Source organism: Rhodococcus sp. SJ-2 (assembly GCF_053750035.1).
Genome location: NZ_CM132340.1, coordinates 4,139,673 through 4,162,892, shown reverse-complemented (window position 1 = coordinate 4,162,892; position 23,220 = coordinate 4,139,673). Strand labels below are relative to the sequence as shown.

Here is a 23,220-nt window from a genome sequence, read left to right as displayed (position 1 = left end):
TGAATGATCCGTAGTCCGAACACCGGTCCGGTGTTGCTACCAGTGGCGAGGAGGCGATCAGATGAGCAGCGCATTGTCCGTCCCACTCGTCGCGCCTGCTCCTGCACGTACCACCCCGCAGATCGAGGAGCACGGCGGCGTCAGCATCGCCTCGCGTGCCCTGAGCATCTCCTTGCGCCACACGGTGCGCCCGTTCCTCGACGCGTGGGCGCTCACCCCGTCTCTTCCGTGGCCGACGGGTCTGGTCGACCGCGCAGCGTTCCCACTTCTCCCGGTACCGGGGACCGAGTACCACCGCATGGCGTTGGAAACCTGCCCCGCCGAGTTCGTCCGCGCCCCCGGCGCAGGCGGCCGCAGCGCAATCCTGTACCTGCACGGCGGAGCGTTTCTGTGCTGCGGTCTGACCACCCACCGCCAGCTGGTGTCGCGCATCTCGGCGGCAGCAGGCGCCCCGGTGCTGTCGGTGGCCTACCGGATGCTCCCGCGTCACCCGATCCGACATGCGGTCGACGACGGCCTCTCCGGACTGCGTTGGCTGATCGCCCATGGCTACTCGACCGATCGCATCGTCATCGCAGGCGATTCCGCGGGCGGATTTCTCAGCTTCTCCGTGGCCCACGAAGCACTGCGGCTGGGGCTGGGGCGCGCCGCGGGCACCGTCGCGATCTCGCCGCTGACCGACCTCGATCCCTATCGCAAGCTCGACCATCCGAATGCCCGGAAGTGTGCGCTGTTCCCGCGGCGAGCGGTGCCTGCATTGTCCACCTTGATCGAGAGGGCCGAACGGATCGATGACCGCTACGAGCCCGTGCCTTCGCCCGTGGATCTCGACCTGACCGGCATGCCGCCTGCCCTGCTGCAGACCGGATCCGAGGAGATGACGTTCGTCGACGCCGAGACGATGGCGTACCGTCTCGCCTCGGCCGGTGTCCCGACGGAACTGCAGGTGTGGGAGAAGCAGGTGCACGTGTTCCAGGCTGCCGCGTCGCTGGTTCCCGAGGGCAGCCGTGCGGTCGCCGAGATCGGAAGGTTCGTGCGCTCACTCGACACGGTGTGATTCGGCGAACAGCGGGACCCGCTGCGGCGTCCACAGGTAGGAGTCGGGTGGGCGGTACTGTGCGTCACGGCGTCCGGTTCGAGCCGGTTGCCCGAATCGCAATGTATCGATCGAAAGGGTCAGTGTGAGCTCTCTCAATTCCGGCCAAAGCCTCGCTGTGGGCCAGGAACTGAAGTCCGACAACGGCAAATACACTCTCGTGCTCCAGCGGGACGGCAACCTGGTCCTGTCCGAGGGCGGCAAGGCCGTGTGGGCGGCGGGAACCGACGGCTCGGGCGCGGTGCGCGCGAACGTACAAGAGGACGGCAACTTCGTCCTGTACAAGGATGACAACTCCCCCGTCTGGGCGTCGGAGACGAGCGGTAATTCAGGTGTGCGCCTGACGGTGCAGGACGACCGCAATGTCGTGCTGTACGCGGGAGACAAGCCGGTGTGGGCGAGCAACAGTGTTGCTCCGAAGGCCGCAGGGCCCGTTGCCGAGCCGGCCCACGTGGCTGCCGCACCGGCCGAGCCCGCTCCCGCCGCTGCCCCGGCACCTCGTACCCACACTGTCGCCTCCGGCGACACTCTCTGGGCGATCGCCGAGCGCTTCTACGGCGACGGCAACCAGTACCAGCGCATCGCCGATGCGAGCGGTGTGTCCGATCCGGACCTGATCCAGCCAGGCCAGGTGCTCACCATCCCGTGACGACCACAGGCCGGTAGTGCCGAACGTCCCCACACCGACTCCGGTTGTGGGGACGTTCGGCATTCACCGTCTCTCGGTTCACGGATCCTCGTCGTCGAGAGGCTCCTGACCTGCCTGCCGGCGCCGGTGCTTCGCCGTGAACATGAACAACCGCACCACCAGGGCAAGAAAGACCAGATTGCCCACGATCTGCGCCGAGACCACCGCCCTCGTTCCGTCGGTGACCGCGGCGATGTCCCCGAATCCCACGGTCGCGAACACCGTGAGGCTGAAGTACAGGGCGCCCATCCGGGTGAGGACCTCAGTGAATCCTTCCGGCTCGACCTGCGAGATCACCACGTACAGCGACGCGAAGCCGACGATGTAGACGGTGACGGTCGCGGCGATCCCCTCCATGGCCTGGACCATCGGATGCGGCGACCGCAGGACCGACCACACCTGCCAGCCGCAGACAGCGCACACCACTACTGATCCGAATACGAGCAGGAACAGTGTGGGGAGGTCGTCGAGTCCCGAGAACGGAAGCGTGAAGTAGGCGGTACCCACCACCACGAGCGTCGTCACGGTGCGAAGCAACGCCCGCCACGTGAGTGCGCGCAGTTGCGCTGATCTGTCGGTTCCGGCTGCATCGGATGGCTGCGCGCTGTTCGGCACAGGTGTCAGTATGCGCCCGGCACCCCGCCCGGCGCGCTCACCGACGGGCACGGTGTCGGTGGGTCCGACTAGTGTTCACGACACACGGGTCAAAGTCGGGAAGGGAAGGGGGCAGGTTCATGGGCGAACCGGAAAGCGGATTCGACCGCGACGTCGACCGGGCCTGGCGCGAGTTCCGGGGGGACCTCGCCGACCACGTCGCCGCCATGCGCGATGGAGGCGGACTCGTGCTGGAGCCACTGGCAGAGGAAGCCGGAGGACCGGCCGGGCCGTGCGTGCAGTTCTACGCGTGGGGTGATCAGCAGGTGCGCTGCGAAGTACCGTCGAATCTCCATCTGACCGAGGATCGCCACCTGTCGCCGCACGACGAGGCGTTGCTGCTGGATTTGGGATGGCAGACACCGTCGCGCGATCCCGACGCACCGGAGGACGGCGGCTCGCCCGCGTTCTGGATGGACCTCCCCTCGTCGTGGGCCGATCGGCTCGCCGAGGTCGCGGTGCGCGCGTTGCGCGAGGTATGGGGCGTTCCGCATCCGCTTTTCCTGCGTGCGGAATCCTTCGGGACCGCCAGCAGCCACGAGTTCGAAACTCCGGCACCGGTGGCCGAGGCCTCTCCCAAGGTGCCGGTGCGAGGCGCTGTCCATCCCCTCGGGGAAGAGCACCTGCGAGAACTCATCGAGGACACCGTGGGCGACCGGGTCGGCGACACCCCCACGTGGGATGAAGACGGCGATCTCGTGCTGCGTATCGCCGACGTCCTCGTGTTCGTCGGGGTCGGTGCGGGCGCAGCAACGGTGGATCTGCTTGCGCCGATCGTGCATTCGATCAGTGGTCGCACACGTGCGATGGAGGTGGTCTCCGATCTCAATCGGCAGTGGCCGCAACTGAAGTTCGTGCTCATCGACGATCGCGTCGCCGTCGTCAACCACCTGCCTGCGTCGCCCTTCGTGCCGGAACACCTGGAATCCGCTCTCGATCGCATGTCCGGCTTCCTCGAGGGCGTCGACCACGACTTCGCCGCGCATATCGGCGGCCTTCCGATGCGCGGCCACGGTCACGATCATTATTTCGAGGCCCCGGATTTCGAAGCCTCCGACGAGCGCGATCTGTTCGAGGACGACCTGTGGGAACCTCGCCTCGAAGACGATCTTCCGGCGGCACTGCTCGAACTTCGTGATCATCACCTCCGTGGGCGCTCCGATATTCCGGTCGAGACGGTCGCGGCGATCGGAGACCGGGAGGCTTCCCGGCTGCAGCAGTTCCTCGAACTCAGCACCGAGCAGCACGTGGGCTGGACCAGCGAATCCCTCAACCGTGCCTTTGTGGGCGATGACGACGGTGTCGCCGCTGCCGACGCAAAGGCGCTCGAGTGGAAGCTGACGAGCTGGTCTCTTGCCGCAGCACTGAGCTACCTCGACCTGCCCACGGAGATCCCGAACCACCGGCGCCCGCCGGCGAAGCCGAGCACCGACCAGCCGCCGCTGTTCGACAATCCGGACGAGCCGACACTCTTCGACGGATTCGGCGACTAGCGTCCCGCCACGGCCCATCGCAGCACGTCGGCGGCGTCGACGATGGCGTCGACCGCGATCGTGGTGATATCACCCTCGACGACGTCGATGATTGTCATGCGCTCTCTCGTTCGTGGTAGTGCCACCACGGGCGTTTCCTGGCATGATTCCAGAGCGTGACGTCGTCAGACAAGCTTCGCGAACTCGCCGGGTACCACGGGGTGTCCTGCACCTACCGTGGATGGGACACCCTCGAACATCATGTCCCCGATCGGACGCTGCGCTCGATCCTGGCAGCACTCGACGTCCCCGCCGGTTCGGACGCCGAGATCGACAAATCCCTCGCGGATGTCGCGAACGCGCCGTGGCGGCAGATGCTGCCGCTGTCGCTGGTTGTCGCCGAAGGCGATAGGCGTCCTTTTGCCGTACACGTGCCGCACGGCGATCCGGTCTCGGTGTGGGTAGTGGCCGAGGACGGCTCCGAGGTCGACGCCGAGCAGCTCGACGTGTGGGTCGAACCGAGGATGGTCGACGGACGGCTCGTCGGACGGGCCACCTTCACGGTGCCTGCGCTACCACTGGGCTGGCACACGATCCATGCGCGCAGCAACGACATCGAAGCGACCGCGACGCTCGTGGTGACGCCGGCGCGACTGTCCACGGCAGACCGCGTGCTGCGCTCCCGACAGTGGGGTTTGGCCGCACAACTGTATTCGGTCCGGTCGAGCCGGTCTTGGGGTATAGGCGACTTCGCCGATCTTGCCGATCTCACAGCAGTGACCGCGGGCCATGGCGGCGACTTCGTGTTGATCAATCCCGTCCACGCCGCCGAGCCGCGGCCTCCACACGAGCCGTCTCCGTACCTTCCGTCCTCGCGGCGGTTCGTGGACCCGCTCTACCTGCGCGTCGAGGACATTCCCGAGGCCGCCTATCTTCCGCGCAAACAGCGCAGACTGCTCGACGAGAACGCACGGGACTGCGCGAAAGCGAACCGGAAAGGCGAACGGCTGAAGCGGAATCCGGTGTTCCGCGCCAAGCTCGAGGTGCTCGAGCGGATCCACAGTGTGCCCCGGGGTCCTGCCCGCCAGGCTCGTTACGCGGCATTCTGCGCTGAAGGTGGCCGGGCACTCGACGACTTCGCATTGTGGTGCGCACTCGCAGAGAAGGCCGGGCCGCGCCACTGGGACGAGCGGGCCACGGCTCCGGACGACCCCTGGGTGAAACGCCAACGCGTCGTACTGGCCGAGCGCATCGATTTCCACCGCTGGTTGCAGTGGTTGTGCGACGAGCAGCTCGCCGCCGCGCAGATCGCGGCACGAGCCGCGGGCATGGGCATCGGTGTCGTACACGACCTGGCGGTGGGGGTGAAACGCGAGGGCGCCGACGCGTGGACACTGGGCGATGCGCTGGCCGCTGGGGTCACAGTGGGCGCCCCACCCGACGACTTCAACCTGAACGGACAGAACTGGAACCAGCCGCCGTGGCGTCCCGATCGCCTCGAAGAGCTCGGCTACGGCCCGTACCGCGAGATGCTCCGGTCGGTGCTGCGTCATGCCGGTGGTGTGCGCATCGACCACATCCTCGGTCTGTTCCGCACATGGTGGGTGCCGGAAGGGTCGTCGCCGAGCGAAGGCGCGTACGTGCGGTACGACCACGAGGCGATGATCGGCATCCTGGTACTCGAGGCGCACCGTGCCGACGCGGTCGTCATCGGTGAGGATCTCGGAGTGTTCGAGGGATGGGTCCAGGAGTATCTCGCCGAGCGTGGGGTCGCGGGTACGTCGATCCTGTGGTTCGAGAAGGACGGCGACACCCCGCGCGCACCTGAGAACTACCGCCGGTTGTGCCTGACGTCGGTCACCACACACGACCTACCGCCGACGTCCGGCTATATTGCCGGGGAACATATTTCGATCCGATCGAAGCTCGGGTTGCTGAAAGGCGATCTGGAGACCGAACTCGCTGCCGCGGCAGCCGAACGCGATGCGGTGCTCGGTCTCGCCCGCGACCGCGGGCTGCTCGACCCTGCAGAGGGCGAGAACCTCGAGCAGCAGGTCGAGGCGTTGCATCGGCTCGTCGCGGCGAGCCCGTCGGCCATGCTGGCGTTGTCGCTGGCCGACGTGGTCGGTGAACCCCGGAGCCAGAATCAGCCGGGCACCGTAGATGAGTATCCGAACTGGCGTGTGCCTCTCGCAGACGTCGACGGCGAGGCCGTCCTCATCGACGATCTCACCGGTCACGAGCGTTTCGCGCGACTCGCGGAGGCGTTGTCCCCGGCCGAACCCGGATGAGCTTCACCGCTTCACGTAGATGCTCTCGATGTCGGCGGCGAACTTCTCGGCGACCACATTGCGCTTGATCTTCAATGTCGGGGTCAGCTCACCGGTCTCCTCGGTGAGGTCGCGATCGAGAATCACGAACTTCTTGATGGCCTCGGCATGCGAGACAGTGCGGTTGGCGTCGTCGACGATTGTCTGCATCGCGTCCCGCAACGATGGATCGTTTCGCAGGTCTGCGACGGTGGAGTCCGCCGGCTTGCCGTTCTCCCTCTTCCAGTTGTCGAATACCTCGGGGTCGACCGTCAGCAATGCCGAGATGAACGTCCGCCCGTCGCCGAGAACAACGGCCTGCGAGACCAGCGTGTGCGATCGCATCCGGTCTTCGAGCGGCCCTGGAGAGACGTTCTTGCCACCGGCGGTGATGATGAGGTCCTTCTTGCGCCCGGTGATCGTGGTGTAGCCGTCCGCGTCGAGTGAACCGAGATCGCCGGTGCGGAACCAGCCCTCGTCGAACGCGTCCTCGGTAGCCTTCTCATTGCGCCAATAGCCGTTGAATACGACCCCTCCGCGAAGTTCGATCTCGCCGTCCTCAGCGATACGAACACTGTTGCCGCCCAAGGGCTGACCCACTGTGCCGATCTTCTGCGATCCGGGCATGTTGACGGTGTGCGCCGCTGTCGATTCGGTCAGTCCGTAACCCTCGAAGATCGGTACGCCGACACCGCGGAAGAAATGCCCGAGTGTGGTGCCGAGCGCTCCGCCACCGGAAATGGCCATCTGGCACTGACCGCCCATGGCCTCGCGCAGCTTGCTGAAGACAAGCCTGTCGGCCATGACCCGCTTGGCTTTCAGGAACAGGCTCGGCCCACCATGGTCGAGCGACTCGCTGTAGGCGACTGCGGTTTCCTCAGCGAACTGGAATATCGCCGCATTGAGCTTTCCACCTGCTGCCGCCTTCGCTGCTGCGGCGTCGCGTACTTTCTCGAACACGCGAGGCACGCCGAGAATCATGTGTGGCGAGTAACGGGAGAACTGGCTCGATACGGTTCCGAAATCAGACCAGTGAGACTGTGCTGCACCACCTTCGAATGCTGCAAGCGACACTGCACGCGCCAGTACGTGCGCGAGGGGCAGGAACGTGAGAATCCGGTTACCCGGCTTGGCGGCCATCTGACCGATCGGCGCTGTCAGAATTCCGCGAACCTCCGAGAGGAAGTTCCGGTGGGTGAGGATGCAACCCTTGGGCCGGCCTGTGGTGCCGGAGGTGTAGACGAGGGAAGCGAGGTCGTCGACGCGGATGCCCTCGCGGCGAGCGGTGAGTTCGGCGTCGCCGATTCCGGCGCCCGCAGCGATGAGCGCGTCCACTGCCCCGCCCTCGATCCGGTGGATCCCGCGGAGGGTGTCGGGCATACCGACGAAGAGCGCTTCGTGGGCGGCGGTCTCGACGACAGCGAGACAGGACCCGGAGTCCTCGAGGATCCAGCGGATCTGTTCGGTTGACGACGAGTCGTAGATCGGCACCGACACCGCGCCTGCCGCCCAGATCGCGTAGTCGAACAATGACCATTCGTATCGTGTGGCCGAGAGCAACGCGACACGGTCTCCGGCCTTGACGCCTTCGGCGATCAATCCCTTCGCGACACCGGCGACCTGCTCCGCGAACTGCGATGCGGTGACTGCGACCCATTCGTCACCCAGCGGGCGCGAATACATCACGCGGTGCGGAAACTCCTCCGCCTGGGTGAATACGGTGTGGACGACGGAATCGCCGTCTGCAACGGTGAACTGGGCGGGGGTCGAGTACTCACGCACTGAAATCTCCATCGTTCTGGTCGGTCGAAGGCGCGGACGGATCCACACCGGAGCGGAATCGGCGCAGCAGGTGGACGAACGTGTCGATCTCATCCTGGCCCCATCCCGTCAGTCCTGCGGTGACTTCGCCGTATCGGCGATTCACTGTGACGGCGAGCACGGAGTGCCCCTGATCCGTCAGGCTGAGCGGGTGTCCCAGCCTTGTCGGTCCGGAGTCCGCCGAGAGCCAACCCTCGTCGATGCAGTGGCGTACTTGCCTCGAGACGGTCGACCGATTGACGCCGAAAACCTCCGAGATCTCGGTGGCGCGGCAACCCGGATTGCGGGCGATGAACCCGAGCAGCGAATGCTGCGCAAGCGAGAGGGAACCGCCGTCGGCCCGCCCCTCTGCAGTCAGAAAGCGCACGAGGTGAACGAATTCGTCGTAGACCTCGGCTACCGAGGTTCGATTCGGTGAATCGGACCTCCGTTTCTGTTGCATACGGCAACTATAAGCCCGGTGTGCTCCACGCCTCAAACCAGGGCAATCCACCGCGTTCGATCAGCAGAATCGCTCGGCAGCAGCCTGCACCCGGGCATGGTGAGCACGCACCTGCGCCTCCTCGTGGTACTGCAGATTGTCGAAGTCTCGCCGCCATCCGGCCGAGCCGTCGATCATTTCCCGCACGATGTCGGCGTGCCCGGCGTGGCGGGCAGTTTCACTGTTCATGTGCACGAGGATGCGGTGCAGCGTCACGCGGCCCTGACCCCACAAGTCCACCTGCGTCACGTCACCGAGTTCGGTCATAGAGAATGTCTCCGAGGCGTGTTGCCACGAACGGCGATACAGTGCCACCAGGTACTCGCGCGACTCATCGGCAGTCGCCCACATGTCTGCGTCAGGGCCGGCAGCACCGTCCGGGGCCACCCAGCGCAACTCGACCGGGGCCGGTCGGCCGAATACCTCACCGAAGTAGCCGAATTCGCAGGTGGCCAGGTGCTTGACGAGCCCGAGAAGGTTGGTGCCGGTCGGTGTCATCGGGCGCCTCGCGTCGTACTCGGACAGGCCGTCGAGCTTCCACAGGATCAGGTCGCGCGAGGCCTGCAACTGCACGACCAGGTCGGCCGCAAACCCGTCGGTACCGCTCATGGCCCCATCGTATGCGCGATCCCCACATCACCCCGGCGCCCGACGAAAGCGAAGGACTAGCATATGCGTACCGGGGAGGCGCGAAGGAGGGACGACCGATGGGCAATGGGGGGTCCCGCGGGTTGTTCCGTTACCTGGTCGCCGACGAATCCGACGACTACGTCGCGATCATGACCTACTTCACAGACGTTCTATTCGCCGACGCGACTGCCGCCGACATCGCCGCCGCCCTCACCGCGGGTGGACATCGCATCGACCGGGACGTCGTGGATGTCCGGTGCCGGCAACTCGTCGCGTGGGGCAACCTCGGTGAAGGAGGCCGTGACACCCGCGGCGGATCGATCGGCGACTACGTCCGCGCCACCGCCCGATATCGTCCGACAGTGCTCGGCGGCCGCATACACCGCGAGGCCACCGCGCTGCTGTCGTCCCACGAAGGCGCCCGCGAAGTCACCCGAGAATCCCTCGCGCGCATCTGCGACGCACTCACGCACATCGACGCAGCGACCCACACCGGATTCGCCATCGATCCGAACACCCTCGCGGGACACGTCACCGGAGTGTTCGTTCACCACAGAGCATTCACCGACAGCGTTGCCGACTTCTACAACTACCTGGCGGAGATCTCGGGTCGACCGGATCTCTCCGACGACGACTACACCGAGCTCAAGCTCCTGCTACTCGACTACATCGACGTCATCACCTCCGATCTGAGCCGCTACGCGACCCAGGTCTGCGCGGCGGTGCAGCGCCTGCTCCCACACATCGACGACCTGCTCGCGGCGCTCCCCGATCCGGGGCTCCCCAGCGGCACCGTCTCCCGTTCCCCCGGGCGCACGCGAGACGAATGGGAACAGCTCGTGTCCTGGTACGACGAGGAAGCAGGCCCGCGTGAGCTGCGCGACGCCGCGACCACGGCACTGAACCGGCTGCTCACTCATACCCGGACCCGCACCTCCGACGCTCCCGGGTTCTCCCACCGAGCCGATCTTCTACGCCTGGCCTCGTGGTTCTCGGAGTCCTCGGACGAGCAGGCCCACCGGCTCCATGCCGCCACATTCGGAGCCTATCCGAGCCGGCACCTGCTGCTGGGCCCGGAAGAACCGGACCCGCGGATCGGAGCCGGAACATCTTGGTGGAGCGCCGATCCGGTGTCGGTGCCGGTGTCGCTGCGCGAACGTGGCGACCGCTCGCCGCGTGGCCGAAACGCCCGGATTCCCGACCCGGCCGCCGATCGAACCCTCATCGCAGCGCTGGCCGAACAGGAATCGGGCGAACTCGCCGACGCCGTCGCCGAACTACGCGCATCGGGCGACCTGCACGGCGAGCGGATCTCCACGACCGCGCGCGACGTACTCCTCGACCGGCTCGCGGCACTTCTCGCACGACACCAGGAACTCGACGGCGTGTACCGCATCGACGACCACGACCTCGGCCTCACCCTGACCGCCGAACCCGGTCGCGACACCACAGCGCACTGCCCGGACGGCGATCTCACCGTGCACGGGTTGATCCTTCGCACCTCGTCGCCACTGCTGGCGCCCGCCGATTCCGGTCACACGATCGGGGCGTGGTGAACACCGGTACCGCAGTACAGGATGCTGCAGGCCGGCGCGACGGCGCCCGCGCCTTGCTGCAGCGGCCGATCCTCACGGCCGTCCACGACCCCGACATCTTCGATCTGGTCCGCCGCCATGCAACAGCACTGCGCGCCATGTTCGCCGATCAACTGGGCTACACGCTGATCGTGGAGACGGAGTTCGCACGGCTGGTGAAGACACCGCTCGATCCCGCGGCGCCCCTGCGACCGCTCCCTCGCGCGACCGGCGGGGAGTTCGGCGCGGTCGGATACACCTATCTCGCATTGACCGCCGCCGCACTGCTCGCACCTGGTCAAGGCGACCACATTCCCATGGCGGTACTGGTCGGGCAGGTCCGAGCCGACGCCGCCGCGCAGAACATCGAGATCGCCGACGGGTTGTCGGAGCGGCGACATCTGGTGGCCGCGCTGCAGGCGTTGATGGAATGGGGTGTTGTCGGGGAAGCCGATCTCGGCGACGCCCGAAACGAGGACGAGGTGGTCCTCACCGTCTGCCGGTCACTGCTGCGGCACCTCACCGCCTTCGCCTTACACGACCTTCCCGGTCCGTCGGCAGCGATCACCGCACGACCCGAGACACCGCGGTGCCGTCTGTATCGCAGACTCGTCGAAGACCCGTTCACAGCGCGCGACGATCTCGATCCTGAAACTCTCGACGTGTTGATCCGCGAACGAGCCGAGATCGCACGTCGTCTGGACGAGGATTTCGGTCTGGTCCTCGAGGTACGCACGGAAGGCGCGCTCGCCTACGACCCGGACGGCAACCTCACCGACCTTCCCTTCCCCGGTCCGGGGACCGTGAATCAGGCTGCGCTTCTATTGATTTCGGAATTGTCCGACGTAGTCGATCCCGCACCCGGCAGCGCGGTGCACATCGACACGACCACCCTGGACAACACCTTGACCGGCCTCGTAGCCACCCACGCCCGGAGCTGGCGCGGCGAGTACGTCCGCGATGTCACCGCACTGCGCCGCGATGTCACGGCGTTGCTGGTGCGACTCGGTCTCGCGCGTGCCCTCGACGACGGAATTCTCCTCGCTGCCCCCGCTGCCCGGTATCGCCCGACCATCGCCGAAAGCCCCCGACCATGACCCATTCGTCCGACGCGCCCGTACTCGATGCCGCCACCGCCTCACCGCACCCGCACCGGTGGAAACTCTCCCGCGCGGGCATCGTCAACGTCTGGCACTACCTCGATACCGAGTTCACCCTCAGCGACGGGCGCATGATCCTGCGCGGCACCAACGGTTCCGGAAAATCACGTGCCCTCGAGATGTTGCTGCCGTTCCTGCTCGACGCCGACCGCAAACGCATGGATGCCACCGGCGCGGGCAAGGTCGATCTCGACGAACTGATGCGGATCGGAGCGGGCGGCCAGAACAACCGCATCGGCTATCTGTGGCTCGAATTGTCGCGTCCTGACGGTGTTCTCACGATCGGCGCATACGTGCGCTACAGCGCGACCGCGCATCGGAGCGAGGTGCACTTCTTCACCTCCGATACCCGGGTGGGCACCGATCTCCCGCTGGTCGACGAGCATCGGGTGCCGCTCTCGCGCGACGACCTCGCTGCCCGCATCGGTCCGGACCGGATCACGCGCAGCCCCGAGGAACACCGCGACACCGTCCGCACGCTGGTGTTCGGTCTGGACGGTGACTCCGGGCGCGATCGGTACACGGGCCTGCTGCAGCTACTGCACACCCTGCGGTCACCCGATGTCGGCAACCGAATCGACGAAGGCCGTCTGCCTCAGATCCTGTCCGACGCGCTCCCCCCGCTCAACGAGAACATGCTCGCCTCGGCGGGTGATCGTCTCGATCTGCTCGGCGAGAGTCGTGCAGCCCAGACTCGGCTGGAATCCTCGCTCACCCGAGTCCGCCAGTTCCACGCCGTCTATCGTCGTTACGCAGCCGACCTGCTGCGGGCAAGTGCGGGTGTCGCCGCACAAACCGCCGACCGGGTCGCCCGGACGCGTGCCGAACTCGACGAGGCCGAAGCCGAGGTCGCGGACCTCGACGCTCAGGTCGCCGCAGCCGACACTCGCCTGAGCGAACGACGTGACCAGCTCGCCGAACTCGATCGCGCCATCCGAGGCCTCGAATCCCATGCGCTGTTCCGCCACGCCGATGATCTGGCTCAGCGGACGCTCGCCGTCGACGCACTCGGCCGCGCCGCCGACCTGGCCATGCATCACGCTGAGCAGGCCAGAAACCGCGAGTCCCTGGAAGCCGCGCGCGCAGATACGCATCTGGCCGATCTGGACGTCACGGTCGCCGGGGCGTCCGAGATGCTCGCGGCCGCGAAGCTCCGCCTCACCACCGCGGCCGTAACGGCAGACACCCTCCCGGAGCGGATCCGCCTCGACATCCGACGACTCCAAGACCATTCCGAACCTGTCCGCACGCGGCGCGAAGCCGTCGCAGAGACCATCGTCAGACCCACGGTCGCGCAGGTGCGGCTTCTTCCGGAGGGCTGCGAAGATGCCCGCGTCGCCGCCGATCACGCGGCGGCAGCCGCGCGGCGCAGGCGCGATCAAGCATCGAGACGACTGGTCGAGGCCCGTCGCCTCGAACTCGCCGAACGTGGGGTGCGCGACGCCGAAGCCGAGGCCGAGCGCGCCGCACACGATGCCGAACGCGAGATCCTCGAACGCGATGCCGCTGCTCGTGCGCTGGACGACGCCGCTCTCGACCTCGAGCACCGATGGCGTGCATGGTTCACGTCCGAGCGCACCACTACGCTGCTGCCGCACCTCGACCAGCACGGTGCGGCGTTGATGCAGCGCCTCGTGGACGCCGTCGAATCACTCTCCGGCGACGACCCCGACCCGGCGGCTACCGACGCGGTCCTCACCGAACTCGTGGCACTCACCCGAACCGCAACACCCGGCGACCTCGGTATCACCACCGGGACAGGCACGGCCGAGTCCGGCAGCACAGCCGAGTCCCACACCGCAACCGAGAGCGTGTTGCGGTCGGCTCTGCTGGAGGAACGACAGCGTCTCGACCCCGGCTCCGAGGGCCCTGCGATGGCACCGTGGCGGAGTCTCCAGAGCGGAGTTCCGCTCTGGAGGGCCGTCGACTTCGTCGATACCCTCGGCGATGATGATCGGGCGGGTATCGAATCCGGACTGCTGGCGGCAGGGTTACTGACTGCCACCGTGGACGGTGAAGGTCGGCTACGTGCGTCGTCAGGGCAGATCCTCGTCTCGCCACGCGGCGAACCTCCGCTCCGGCCGCTATCGACAGTCCTGCAGCCCGACCCGACTTCCGAGGCGCCGGTTGAGGCGGTCGCCTCGGTTCTCTCCGCGATCGGGTTCGAGGATGCCTCGGCGTTCGCATCCGTCTCACGCGACGGCCGCTGGCACAACGGCGTACTGCGCGGACGGCACACCGCGGAGGCTCCCGGATTCATCGGTGAGGCCGCCCGGAGCAGAAACGAGGCCGCGCGCCGGACCCGGCTCGACGAGATCGACGGTGAACTGGTCCGATTGGACCTCGTCGAGCAGAGACAGTCGGTCGACAACCGTGTCGCGCCGAGACCACGCGACGAACTCGATGCTCATCTTTCCTCTGCACCCACCGCGCATGCTCTGCACCGGGCATACGCACGGTCTCGCGCACACGCCGAGCACGCACTCCGCCGTACGGAGGCCGCCGCCCGGGCCCGGGATCGGGCGGGTGCACTGCGCTCCCGGTGGGCGGCCGATCTCGAATCCCACCGGAGCGCCTGCGCCCATTTCGCGTTGCCGATCGGTGTCGCCGACCTCGACGCAGTCGTCGTGGCCTGTGCCGAGGCGGACACCGCGTGCACAACCCTGGCCCGCGGCATCGGCGACGTCCTGGCCGACTACGCAAGATTCGGCGGTTCCGCACGCGCAGTCACCGAGTCGGCAGAACTGCGCGCGCGAGCCGAGCACGAGGCCGAATCCCGATGGCACGAGTGGCACGAGCGGGCAGCGGTGATCGCCGCGCAGACTCAGGCGGTCGACATCGCGGTCGCCGACCTCGCGGAGGAATTGCGAAGTTCGGAGACGGAGCGAGCCCGGACCGACGAGAAGTGCCGCCGCACCCTTGCTCACCGCGAGCAGCTGGGCAAGGCTGTGGCAGCGGCGATGCAACAGGCCTCGGCAGCGCGGGAGCGACTCACCCGTCACCGCGAGGAACTGGAGGTGGCTGCGGGCACACTCGGGGCTCAGCTCGCCATCCCCGCCCTCTCCGCAGCAGCCGATGTCGTAGGTGGTCCGATCGCGCATCTCGACGCGCACCATGTCCGTGAGGCTGCCGATGCCTTGCTGACAGCACTGCCACGCGCCACGGACACGGGCGAGAACCGGATCCTCGCTGCGCTGCAGCGATTCGATCGGGAGATCTCCGAAGAAATCGACATCGAGCACACCGTGGAATCGGGCGCCCATGTGGTGCGCCTGTCCGGCACGGGTCCCGACACCACCCCGACGGGGGTACTCGCCCACCTCACCGCCCGAGTCGAAGAGGGTAGGGCCGCGCTGTCCCAGCGTGAACACGATGTGTTCACCGGCTTCGTGCTCGGAGGCGTTGCCGATGAGCTCCGCAGGCGGATCACGCAGGCCGAGAATCTGATTGCGGCAATGAACGAGAGCCTCGCCGACAGCAGGACCAGCCACGGCATCGGTGTCCGCATCGGGTGGCATCCGGTCCGTGAAGACGCCGACGCGGCGCGGATCACCGAACTCCTCACCGGCAGCGCCCGGTCGATCGAGGACAGTGACGATCTGATCGAGTTGCTTCGTCACCGCGTAGAGGTCTCGCACGGCACCGACCCGTCGGCCGGATACGCGGCGCATCTGTCGCGAGCACTGGACTACCGGGCGTGGCACACCATCGACGTCACCATCATCGGCCCGGAGCCCGATCAAGAGCGGCGTATTTCGAAGCGGGCGAAGATCTCCCAGGGCGAAACTCGATTCGTGTCGTACGTTGCATTGTTCGCCGCCGCAGACGGCTATCTCTCGGGACTGCCCGACACCGACCTCGCGCTGCGGATGGTGCTGCTCGACGACGCGTTCGCCAAGATCGACGAGCCGACGATCGGTGAGCTCATGGGCCTGCTGGTGCGCCAGGACATCGATTTCGTCATGACCGGGCATGCGTTGTGGGGATGTGTGCCGCAGGTACCGGCACTCGACATCTACGAAGTCCGTCGCCTCGGCGACAGTTCTGCCGTCACGACCCGTGTGCACTGGGACGGGCGCAGCAGACACGTGCGCGGGGGCGACTGACTAGGCTCGCGACGTGAGTTTCCGCCGCCTCCGCCACTCGGTCCGCGCACTTCTCGTCGACCCGGACGATCGACTTCTGCTGTGCCGTGCGCGCACGCCCGACGGGCACACCGTGTGGATCGCCCCCGGGGGTGGCATCGAGACCGGGGAGACCCCGCTCGAGGCCTTGGCGCGCGAACTCGTGGAGGAGGTCGGATTCAAGCTCTCCACCGAACCATCACACGTATGGCATTCGACGATCATCTCGCCCGATCACGTTCCCGGTTTCGACGGCGTCATCAACGACTACTTCCTGATCCGCACCGCCCCGTTCGTCCCGAGCCCCACTCTGACTGCAGACGAACTCGCGCTGGAGAACCTCACCGCGTTCCGCTGGTGGGCGCGTTCCGAGATCGCCGGATACACAGGTCCGGATCTGCTCGCACCGCGTTCGCTCGCCAGTGACTATCCGCGTCTGCTCGACAGCCCGGCACCGAATCTGCCCATCGATCTGTCCCCTCCTCGGTAGACCGCGGCCGCTATCCTCTGTGACACACACCACACAGAGGAGTCCGCATGCCCGCGTCGCACTCGTCCACGCTCGTCGGCCGCCTGGAACATTGGGCCCAGACCATCCCCGACTCTCCCGCGGTCCAGTATCTGGGCCGGGCGCACAGTTGGCGCGAGTGGTACGACCGGATACGGCATCTTGCGGGGGCACTCGCCGCGGCCGGGATCGGCGCAGGCGACACCGTCGCGTTCGTCGACAAGAACAACCTCGCCTGCGTCGAGGTGACCTACGCGGCGTCGGCGCTGGGCGCGGCCAACGCGATCCCCAATTTCCGCTTGGCCAGAGACGAGCTGACTTACATCCTCCGCGACTCGAACGCGAAGATTCTGTTCGTCGGAGCAGAGTTCGCCGAGATGATCGCGTCGATCCGAGACCGGCTCGGTACGGTGACGCACGTGATCGTCGTCGGTGGCGACGGTGACGAGTTCGAGTCGTTTCTCGGATCCGGCGACCCGGTACGGCCCCTGCCGGACGTCGAGCCCGATACGACGGCGCTCCTGCTGTACAGCTCCGGAACCACCGGACGCCCGAAGGGAGTTCAGCTGACCCACCACAACCTCACCGCGCACGCGGAGGCCATGCTGTCGATACTCCCTTTCCACGACCAGGACTGCCTGCTCGTGGCGATGCCACTGTTCCACGTCGGAGGTACCTGCTACGCGATCATCGGAATCCACGACGGCCGACGGTGCATCTTCACCCGCGAAGCGGACGCACAGTCGCTGTTCGGCGGGATTGCGGCAGGCGCGAATGTCGCATTTCTCGTGCCTCCCGTGATCTCTGGCGTCCTCGCGGCAGGTGAACAGGCAATCGCCGCACTGTCTCGACTGAAGCGCATCACCTACGGCGCAGCTCCGATGCCGCTGCCTTTGTTGCGCGCGGCTCTGGCCGCATGGCCTGATTCCGAATTCGTGCAGGTGTACGGGATGACCGAACTCGCCGGGGTCATCACCGCACTGATGCCGGAAGTCCACCGCGACCCCTCGCAGGAGCGGCGGATGGCGTCGGCGGGAACCCCGATACCGGGCATCGAGATGCGTATCGTCGATCCGGTCGGAGAGGCCGACCTTCCAGTGGGTGGCGTCGGCGAGTTGTGGTGGAGGTCGGCGCAGACGACACCGGGGTATCTGGGTCGGCCGGACGCGACCGCCGAGGCGATCGTCGAGGGCGGTTGGCTGCGCAGCGGCGACATGGGCCGCGTCGACGAAGGCGGGTTCGTGTTCATCGAGGACAGGCTCAAGGACATGATCATCACAGGCGGCGAGAACGTCTATTGCCCGGAGGTCGAGCGCGTACTGATCGAGCATCCGGCAGTCGCGGAGGTCGCGGTGATCGGAGTGCCCGACGAGAAGTGGGGTGAAGCGGTCAAGGCCGTGGTGGTCCTCACCCCCGACGGGTCGGTCGGCGAGGACGAACTGATCGAGTACGCACGCACAGAACTCGCAAAGTTCAAGTGCCCGAGCAGCATAGACATCGCCGGTCACCTCCCCCGCAATCCCACGGGGAAGATCCTCAAACGGGCGCTACGCGAGCCCTACTGGGACGGACACGAACGAAGCATCTGAGACCGGGGTCGGGGCCGGGGCGACCGGCCCCGACCCCGGCCTCAGGGTCTATCCGCTCTACGGGTTTGTCAGCCGACCCGACGCAGCAATGCGGCGAGGGCCTGGCCACCGCCGATGCACATCGTGACGATGCCCAGTTCGAGGTCGCGGCGGACCAGGTCCTTGGCGGCACGGACGGTCAGGATTGCGCCGGTGGCGCCGACCGGGTGGCCGAGCGCGATTGCTCCGCCGTACGGATTGGTCTTGGCGGGGTCGAGCTTCGCATCGCGGATCACGGCGATCGCCTGCGAGGCGAAGGCCTCGTTCAGTTCGATCGTGTCGATGTCGGACGGAGTCGTGCCGGTCTGCTCGAACAGCTTCGCAAGCGCGTGTGTGGGGGCGTAGCCCATCAGGGACGGATCCATCGCTGCGACGGCGACCGAATCGATCACCACGGAGCCTGTGAGGCCACGTTCCTGCGCTACCGACTGTTTTGCCAGCACCACGGCGGCGGCACCGTCGTTGATGCCCGACGCGTTGCCTGCGGTCACCGTGCCGTCCTTGATGAACGCCGACCGCAACTTACCGAGCCCTTCGAGGGTGGTCTCCGGCTTGGGATGCTCGTCGGTGGTCACGGTGACCGGCTTGCGTCCACCGACCTCGACAGGGGTGACCTCTTCGGCGAAGGCGGCCTTGGCCGCGGCACTGTCTGCGCGTCGCTGCGATTCGAGGGCGAACTCGTCCTGTTGCTCGCGGGTGACGTTGTATTCGCGGGCTACGTTCTCGGCCGTGACACCCATGTGCTTGCCGCTGAACGGGTCGGTGAGCATACCGGTGGTGCCGTCGACGAGCTCGCGGTTGCCGAGCTTGTAACCGCTGCGGGCGCCGAAATCGTAGAACGGCATCCGCGACATGTTCTCGTCGCCACCTGCGACGGTGATGTCGGCGCCGCCCCAGTGCATCTGCTGTGCAGCCGACCAGATGGCCTGCAGTCCGGAACCGCACAGGCGGTTGACGGTGAATGCGGGGGTCGAGATCGGCAGGTCCGCCGCGAGGGCGACTCGGCGCGCGTTGTATGCGTCGCCACCGACCTGCCCGATGCAGCCCATGACCACTTCGTCGATGTCGCTGCCTGCCACACCGGAACGCTCGAGCGCTGCTCGGACGGCAACCGCGCCGAGTTCGTGGGCGGGGACATCTTTGAACGCGCCGCCGAAGCTTCCCACTGGGGTACGTGCGCCGTCGACGATGACGATCGGGTCCGGAGTGGTCATATCTGAAATCCAATCTGGTCGAACACTCTCGTGTTGGGCTGCCGTGCTGCACACCCCGAACGCAGGCTACGGCACTCGGTGCCGCAGACTCCATTACGCAATCTACTCTCAACCCCGACTATATGGAAGTGTCGCTCTCGATTCCAGAGAATCCCACTTTCATTCGCCGGGCCGGTCAGGGACGCGAAGGTCGGCTCGCCGGAACCTCTCGACCGCCCGCGGGGTACCGAGTTCGCTCCGCGCGGCAGGGTGACACGTGTAGAACTCGAGCATCCTGTGAAGCAGCACCGCGTCGACCGCGTAGCGCCGCGAGTCGATCTCTATGCGCGGCGTCTCCGGGAACCTGTCCAGCCGGAACAGCGCACTGGTGCGGCGACGTGCCCACGCCGCGGTCGTCGTTCCCTCGACCCACGTTTCCGGGTATCCGAAATCCAGTGCCTGTACGCCGGCCACCGACATCCACGGCAGATACGACTCGAACGACCATCCGCGCTGACGAATGCCGTCGGCGCTGAGCACGAGCGCCCCCACCGCCAGGCGACCGAGCGCCACCTCGATCACGAAGGCCACGCACGGCACGCCCAGCAACGCCAGGACCAGACTCACCCAAGGGATGCCGTTGTTGAACAGGAACACCTCGACGGCGGCCCCCACGGCGAGCGCTGCCGCGCAGCCCACCATCGAAACGAGAGCAACGAAGACCGACATCCGTGAGCGCACTTCGGTCCCCGCGCCGAGACCACCCCGGCGTAGAGTCCGCACCCCCGGGGCACCGCGCCTCGGCCACCAGAGCACACATCCGAAGGCCGCAGTGAGCAGCATCAGCGCGGAAAGGATCAGGAAGAATCTGGACTCGGGCCCGAAGCCGGAGCCCGCGGACGACAGTCCACCGACGAAGGCGAGGACACTGACCACGGCTGCCACCACGATCGAGATCGCGGCCCGGACATTCCACCGCGGCCGCCCCCACTCACCCGGACGCACCAGGCCGTTCGCGTACTCCTGACGTTCCCCCGAGCCCTGCCCGTTCCGAAGAATCGGCCGTTGCATAGGTACTCCCTTCCGGAGCACCGGAGGCCCCGACGCCTCCGGTGAATGCCGGTCGCGGCCCGACGCTACCGCACCCGACCCCACCGACGAGTACCCCGTCAGGTGCTCAGCACAAAGTCTTTGCACACGCCAGTGTGACGATTACCATACTCACCGGTCAGATGGCGTATTTATCCTGTTCACAGTGCCTTTGAGGGGGGTTGATTCGGTCGTGGCTGCAGAGCCGGAGAATTTTCATGTACAGATGAGTAACACCCTCGCCGACGAACACGACACAATCTGTGACGATTCAGACGAGACCGGAGGAATCTGCATGACCATCCAGCTTGATTCGCCTGGCATCGAGCGCGCCGAAGCAGCATCGTCGGCCAACGATACGGACCTGGGGAGCCTTTTCGACCAGATCCGCGACCTCGACGCCCATATCCTCGAGGCGGTCAAGCGGCGCTCCGAATTGTCCCAGCAGATCGGCGCCGCAGCGAAAGAATCGGGCGAGACCCGCGAAGCACAGTCCAACGAGATGAGCGTGCTCGACCGGTTCGCCGAACTCGGCAACGACGGCAAGACCCTCGCCATGACCCTGCTTCGCCTGGGACGTACGCGCCGGTCCTGACCACACTCTCCCGAGCGAGGCCCCCGCACCGATGGTGCGGGGGCCTCGTGCGTAGATGCGCGTCCCATCGGCCGACCACGACTATCCGACGACCGCCCGAGACTCGTCCAGTTCGAACTCGGCGAGCGCCCGGCCGGCCAGCGCCGCAACACGCGCGGGGGGAAGTCCGTCATATGCGCTCAGCACTATCGTGACCTGCTCGAGCGGGGACAGCGCTCCGAACAGCACCGTGTCGTCGACACCGAGATCCGGATGAGGCGGACCGCAGTGAGGCCGCTTCGCCTGCAGCAGATACCCGAACCAGTACAGGACGTAGGCGCACAATTCGGGCCCCACAGGCTCACGCCATGTCGCCGCGGCACGAGCGACCGCCCGATCGAGCAGTGCGGTGTCCACGTCATGACTGCCTGCCAGGAGTCGTGCGCAAGGCGCAAGATCCGGAAGCCGGGCCTCGAGGACACTGCGCAGTGGCGGTTCGGCACCACGACGACTGGGCGGCGAGTTCCCGTCCGGAACGCCGCCGTGGCCGAACCCGCCGACTCCGTCACCTGCATTCGCCGACCAATACATAGCCGCGCTTCTTCCTGTGCCGTTGTACTGTGCGCCGCGATCGATCACATGTTTCGAGCTGCGATTCGTCGCCCACTTCGACTATCGTCCGAAACGTGTCGAACGTCACACACCGTCGGAATCGGCGTGTCGCGGTGCACGGCACGCGGTGCCGATCAGCGCAGGATGGTCTTGATCTCCAGGAACTCCTCCAGCCCGAAGACGCCGGCCTCACGGCCGATGCCCGACTGCTTGTACCCGCCGAACGGAGCGTCGGTGTTGAACGCGCCGCCGTTGATGTAGACCTGGCCTGTGCGGATGCGGCGTGCAACGGACTCGGCACGCGCAGGGTCTCCCGACCACACACCACCCGACAGTCCGTACTCACTGTTGTTGGCGATGCGCACAGCGTCGTCGTCGTCCTTGTAACCCATGATCGACAACACCGGTCCGAAGATTTCTTCCTTGGCGATGGTCATGTCCTCGGTGACATTGCTGAAGACCGTGGGACCGACGAAGTAGCCCGTGGAGAAGCCGTGCTCGCGCCCGTCGAGGGTCAGTTCGGCGCCCTCTGCCACACCCTTGTCGATGTAGGACAGCACCCGTTTCTGTTGCGTACCGCTCACGAGCGGTCCGAGCTTCGAATCGGGCTCGGACGGGATCCCGACGGTGTAGGCCTTCGCCACCTCGGCGGCGATCGCGGCAGCCTCGGGCAGTCGATCAGCGGGCACGAGCATCCGAGTGAGCGCCGTGCAGGTCTGTCCGGAGTTGAGGAAGCACTTGCCTACGCCCTCGGTGACAGCGGCGGCGAGGTCGGCATCGTCGAGAATGAGGTTCGCCGATTTACCGCCGAGTTCGAGCGCCACCTTCTTCACGGTCTCGGCGGCAACCACCGCGACCCGCTTACCCGCGCGCGTCGACCCGGTGAACGACACCATGTCGACGTCGGGATGCGCGGCGATGGCCTCTCCCACGACAGGGCCGTAGCCGCTGACGACGTTGAATACGCCCGGGGGCAAGCCCGCTTCGTCGACGATGTCCGCAAGCGCGTAGGTGATCAGCGGCGCCACTTCGGTGGGCTTGAGGACCACAGTGCATCCGGCTGCCAGCGCCGCGAATACCTTGAGGACCACCTGATGTAGCGGGTAGTTCCATGGGGTGATCGCACCGACGACCCCGATCGGTTCACGCACCACGAGGGCGTTGCCGATCTCCTGGTCGTCGAAATCGTAGGTGCCTGCCAATGCGGCATATGCGGCGATGTTCTTGAGCGGCATGCCGATCTGCACCGGCTTCGCCAGACTCAGCGGCATCCCCATATCCTGAGACACGGTCGCGGTCAGTGCATCGACACGCTCGTTGGCGAGGGACGAGATCTTCTCCAGGTAGGCCGCGCGCGCAGTCCCGCTCAACGACGACCATGCCGGGAATGCCCCGCGGGCAGCTGCCACCGCACGGTCGACGTCGGAGGCCACTCCTTCCGCAACCTTCGCGATGACCTCTTCGGTGGTGGGATCGACGACCTCGATGTGTCCGGCGCCGTCGGATTCGACCCATTGCCCACCGATGTAGATCTTGGTCCGGTCGAGAACTCCACTCATCTGCAACACCCCTGCTCTTCTTCGATACCTGCACGTACGGATCGGACG

At 66.5% G+C, this 23,220-nt stretch carries 18 protein-coding genes; 10 read left to right on the top strand and 8 right to left on the bottom strand.

Translation table 11 applies throughout. From position 1 onward, the window contains the following. Positions 1-61: 61 nt before the first annotated feature. Both ACSYG9_RS19495 and ACSYG9_RS19490 read left to right on the top strand, forming a co-directional pair. Positions 62-1,057, top strand: a complete 996-nt coding sequence (locus ACSYG9_RS19495; protein ID WP_440124068.1) for an alpha/beta hydrolase fold domain-containing protein — start codon at positions 62-64, stop codon at positions 1,055-1,057. Between the two features lie 124 nt (positions 1,058-1,181). Beyond that, positions 1,182-1,745 carry a LysM peptidoglycan-binding domain-containing protein gene (locus ACSYG9_RS19490; RefSeq protein WP_454839630.1) on the top strand — a complete coding sequence of 188 codons (564 nt, stop codon included), beginning with the start codon at positions 1,182-1,184 and terminating at the stop codon, positions 1,743-1,745. A gap of 78 nt (positions 1,746-1,823) precedes the next feature. On the opposite strand, the gene ACSYG9_RS19485 is transcribed toward ACSYG9_RS19490, so the two are convergent. Next, positions 1,824-2,399 (bottom strand): ion channel, encoded by a 576-nt coding sequence (locus ACSYG9_RS19485; protein WP_440124066.1) that lies wholly within the window; start codon positions 2,397-2,399, stop codon positions 1,824-1,826. Positions 2,400-2,518: 119 nt separating this feature from the next. On the opposite strand from ACSYG9_RS19485, the gene ACSYG9_RS19480 reads away from it, so the two are divergent. Continuing rightward, the gene (locus ACSYG9_RS19480; protein ID WP_454839628.1) at positions 2,519-3,931 is read left to right on the top strand and encodes a T3SS (YopN, CesT) and YbjN peptide-binding chaperone 1; all 1,413 of its coding nucleotides are present in this window, start codon (positions 2,519-2,521) and stop codon (positions 3,929-3,931) included. Between the two features lie 155 nt (positions 3,932-4,086). After that, on the top strand, positions 4,087-6,201 hold the full coding sequence (gene malQ, locus ACSYG9_RS19475) for a 4-alpha-glucanotransferase (protein WP_440124064.1): 2,115 nt from the start codon (positions 4,087-4,089) through the stop codon (positions 6,199-6,201). A 3-nt stretch (positions 6,202-6,204) separates the two neighbouring features. Here the strand turns inward: malQ and ACSYG9_RS19470 are convergent, their stop codons facing one another. Genes ACSYG9_RS19470 through ACSYG9_RS19460 form a run of 3 tightly spaced genes read right to left on the bottom strand, consistent with a single transcriptional unit; the run spans position 6,205 to position 9,130 of the window. After that, the gene (locus tag ACSYG9_RS19470) at positions 6,205-8,001 is read right to left on the bottom strand and encodes an AMP-binding protein (RefSeq protein WP_440124063.1); all 1,797 of its coding nucleotides are present in this window, start codon (positions 7,999-8,001) and stop codon (positions 6,205-6,207) included. After that, the gene (locus ACSYG9_RS19465) at positions 7,994-8,482 is read right to left on the bottom strand and encodes a MarR family transcriptional regulator (protein WP_440124062.1); all 489 of its coding nucleotides are present in this window, start codon (positions 8,480-8,482) and stop codon (positions 7,994-7,996) included. The genes ACSYG9_RS19470 and ACSYG9_RS19465 overlap by 8 nt, the downstream gene beginning before the upstream one ends. A 60-nt stretch (positions 8,483-8,542) precedes the next feature. After that, entirely contained in the window at positions 8,543-9,130 is a 588-nt protein-coding gene (locus tag ACSYG9_RS19460; protein ID WP_440124061.1) for a DinB family protein, read from the bottom strand. A gap of 98 nt (positions 9,131-9,228) precedes the next feature. On the opposite strand from ACSYG9_RS19460, the gene ACSYG9_RS19455 reads away from it, so the two are divergent. From ACSYG9_RS19455 to ACSYG9_RS19435, 5 genes are read left to right on the top strand one after another with little or no spacing between them, the layout of a single operon-like run. Beyond that, positions 9,229-10,707: a DUF2397 domain-containing protein gene (locus ACSYG9_RS19455; protein WP_454839627.1), complete on the top strand. Its 1,479-nt coding sequence runs from the start codon at positions 9,229-9,231 to the stop codon at positions 10,705-10,707. Beyond that, complete coding sequence (locus ACSYG9_RS19450) at positions 10,701-11,822, top strand: TIGR02678 family protein (RefSeq protein WP_454839626.1); 1,122 nt, start codon at positions 10,701-10,703, stop codon at positions 11,820-11,822. The genes ACSYG9_RS19455 and ACSYG9_RS19450 overlap by 7 nt, the downstream gene beginning before the upstream one ends. Next, a complete protein-coding gene (locus ACSYG9_RS19445) occupies positions 11,819-15,991 on the top strand; it encodes a TIGR02680 family protein (RefSeq protein WP_454839625.1) in 4,173 nt (1,390 codons plus the stop codon). Before ACSYG9_RS19450 ends, ACSYG9_RS19445 begins: the two co-directional genes overlap by 4 nt. Positions 15,992-16,004: 13 nt before the next feature. Beyond that, positions 16,005-16,499, top strand: a complete 495-nt coding sequence (locus ACSYG9_RS19440) for an NUDIX domain-containing protein (protein WP_454839623.1) — start codon at positions 16,005-16,007, stop codon at positions 16,497-16,499. A 47-nt stretch (positions 16,500-16,546) separates the two neighbouring features. After that, positions 16,547-18,106, top strand: coding sequence for a long-chain-fatty-acid--CoA ligase (locus tag ACSYG9_RS19435; protein WP_454839622.1), 1,560 nt, complete (start codon positions 16,547-16,549; stop codon positions 18,104-18,106). A 68-nt stretch (positions 18,107-18,174) separates the two neighbouring features. On the opposite strand, the gene ACSYG9_RS19430 is transcribed toward ACSYG9_RS19435, so the two are convergent. Then, complete coding sequence (locus ACSYG9_RS19430) at positions 18,175-19,359, bottom strand: thiolase family protein (protein WP_454839620.1); 1,185 nt, start codon at positions 19,357-19,359, stop codon at positions 18,175-18,177. A gap of 159 nt (positions 19,360-19,518) precedes the next feature. Continuing rightward, positions 19,519-20,409, bottom strand: a complete 891-nt coding sequence (locus tag ACSYG9_RS19425) for a hypothetical protein (protein ID WP_440124054.1) — start codon at positions 20,407-20,409, stop codon at positions 19,519-19,521. 313 nt (positions 20,410-20,722) lie between these two features. Here ACSYG9_RS19425 and ACSYG9_RS19420 point away from each other — a divergent pair, with 313 nt between their 5' ends. Next, the gene (locus tag ACSYG9_RS19420; protein ID WP_169689805.1) at positions 20,723-21,022 is read left to right on the top strand and encodes a chorismate mutase; all 300 of its coding nucleotides are present in this window, start codon (positions 20,723-20,725) and stop codon (positions 21,020-21,022) included. Positions 21,023-21,103: 81 nt separating this feature from the next. On the opposite strand, the gene ACSYG9_RS19415 is transcribed toward ACSYG9_RS19420, so the two are convergent. Next, on the bottom strand, positions 21,104-21,592 hold the full coding sequence (locus ACSYG9_RS19415; RefSeq protein ID WP_454839619.1) for a hypothetical protein: 489 nt from the start codon (positions 21,590-21,592) through the stop codon (positions 21,104-21,106). A gap of 155 nt (positions 21,593-21,747) precedes the next feature. Continuing rightward, positions 21,748-23,172, bottom strand: coding sequence for an aldehyde dehydrogenase family protein (locus ACSYG9_RS19410; RefSeq protein WP_440124051.1), 1,425 nt, complete (start codon positions 23,170-23,172; stop codon positions 21,748-21,750). Between the last annotated feature and the right edge of the window lie 48 nt (positions 23,173-23,220).

Bases quoted from the DNA above. Each gene is read 5' to 3' on its own strand.
- ACSYG9_RS19415 (WP_454839619.1), bottom strand. From the start codon at position 21,592: ATGTATTGGTCGGCGAATGCAGGTGACGGAGTCGGCGGGTTCGGCCAC.
- ACSYG9_RS19460 (WP_440124061.1), bottom strand. From the start codon at position 9,130: ATGAGCGGTACCGACGGGTTTGCGGCCGACCTGGTCGTGCAGTTGCAG.
- ACSYG9_RS19435 (WP_454839622.1), top strand. From the start codon at position 16,547: ATGCCCGCGTCGCACTCGTCCACGCTCGTCGGCCGCCTGGAACATTGG.
- ACSYG9_RS19465 (WP_440124062.1), bottom strand. From the start codon at position 8,482: ATGCAACAGAAACGGAGGTCCGATTCACCGAATCGAACCTCGGTAGCC.
- ACSYG9_RS19410 (WP_440124051.1), bottom strand. From the start codon at position 23,172: ATGAGTGGAGTTCTCGACCGGACCAAGATCTACATCGGTGGGCAATGG.
- ACSYG9_RS19455 (WP_454839627.1), top strand. From the start codon at position 9,229: ATGGGCAATGGGGGGTCCCGCGGGTTGTTCCGTTACCTGGTCGCCGAC.
- ACSYG9_RS19480 (WP_454839628.1), top strand. From the start codon at position 2,519: ATGGGCGAACCGGAAAGCGGATTCGACCGCGACGTCGACCGGGCCTGG.
- ACSYG9_RS19430 (WP_454839620.1), bottom strand. From the start codon at position 19,359: ATGACCACTCCGGACCCGATCGTCATCGTCGACGGCGCACGTACCCCA.
- ACSYG9_RS19495 (WP_440124068.1), top strand. From the start codon at position 62: ATGAGCAGCGCATTGTCCGTCCCACTCGTCGCGCCTGCTCCTGCACGT.
- ACSYG9_RS19425 (WP_440124054.1), bottom strand. From the start codon at position 20,409: ATGCAACGGCCGATTCTTCGGAACGGGCAGGGCTCGGGGGAACGTCAG.
- ACSYG9_RS19445 (WP_454839625.1), top strand. From the start codon at position 11,819: ATGACCCATTCGTCCGACGCGCCCGTACTCGATGCCGCCACCGCCTCA.
- ACSYG9_RS19420 (WP_169689805.1), top strand. From the start codon at position 20,723: ATGACCATCCAGCTTGATTCGCCTGGCATCGAGCGCGCCGAAGCAGCA.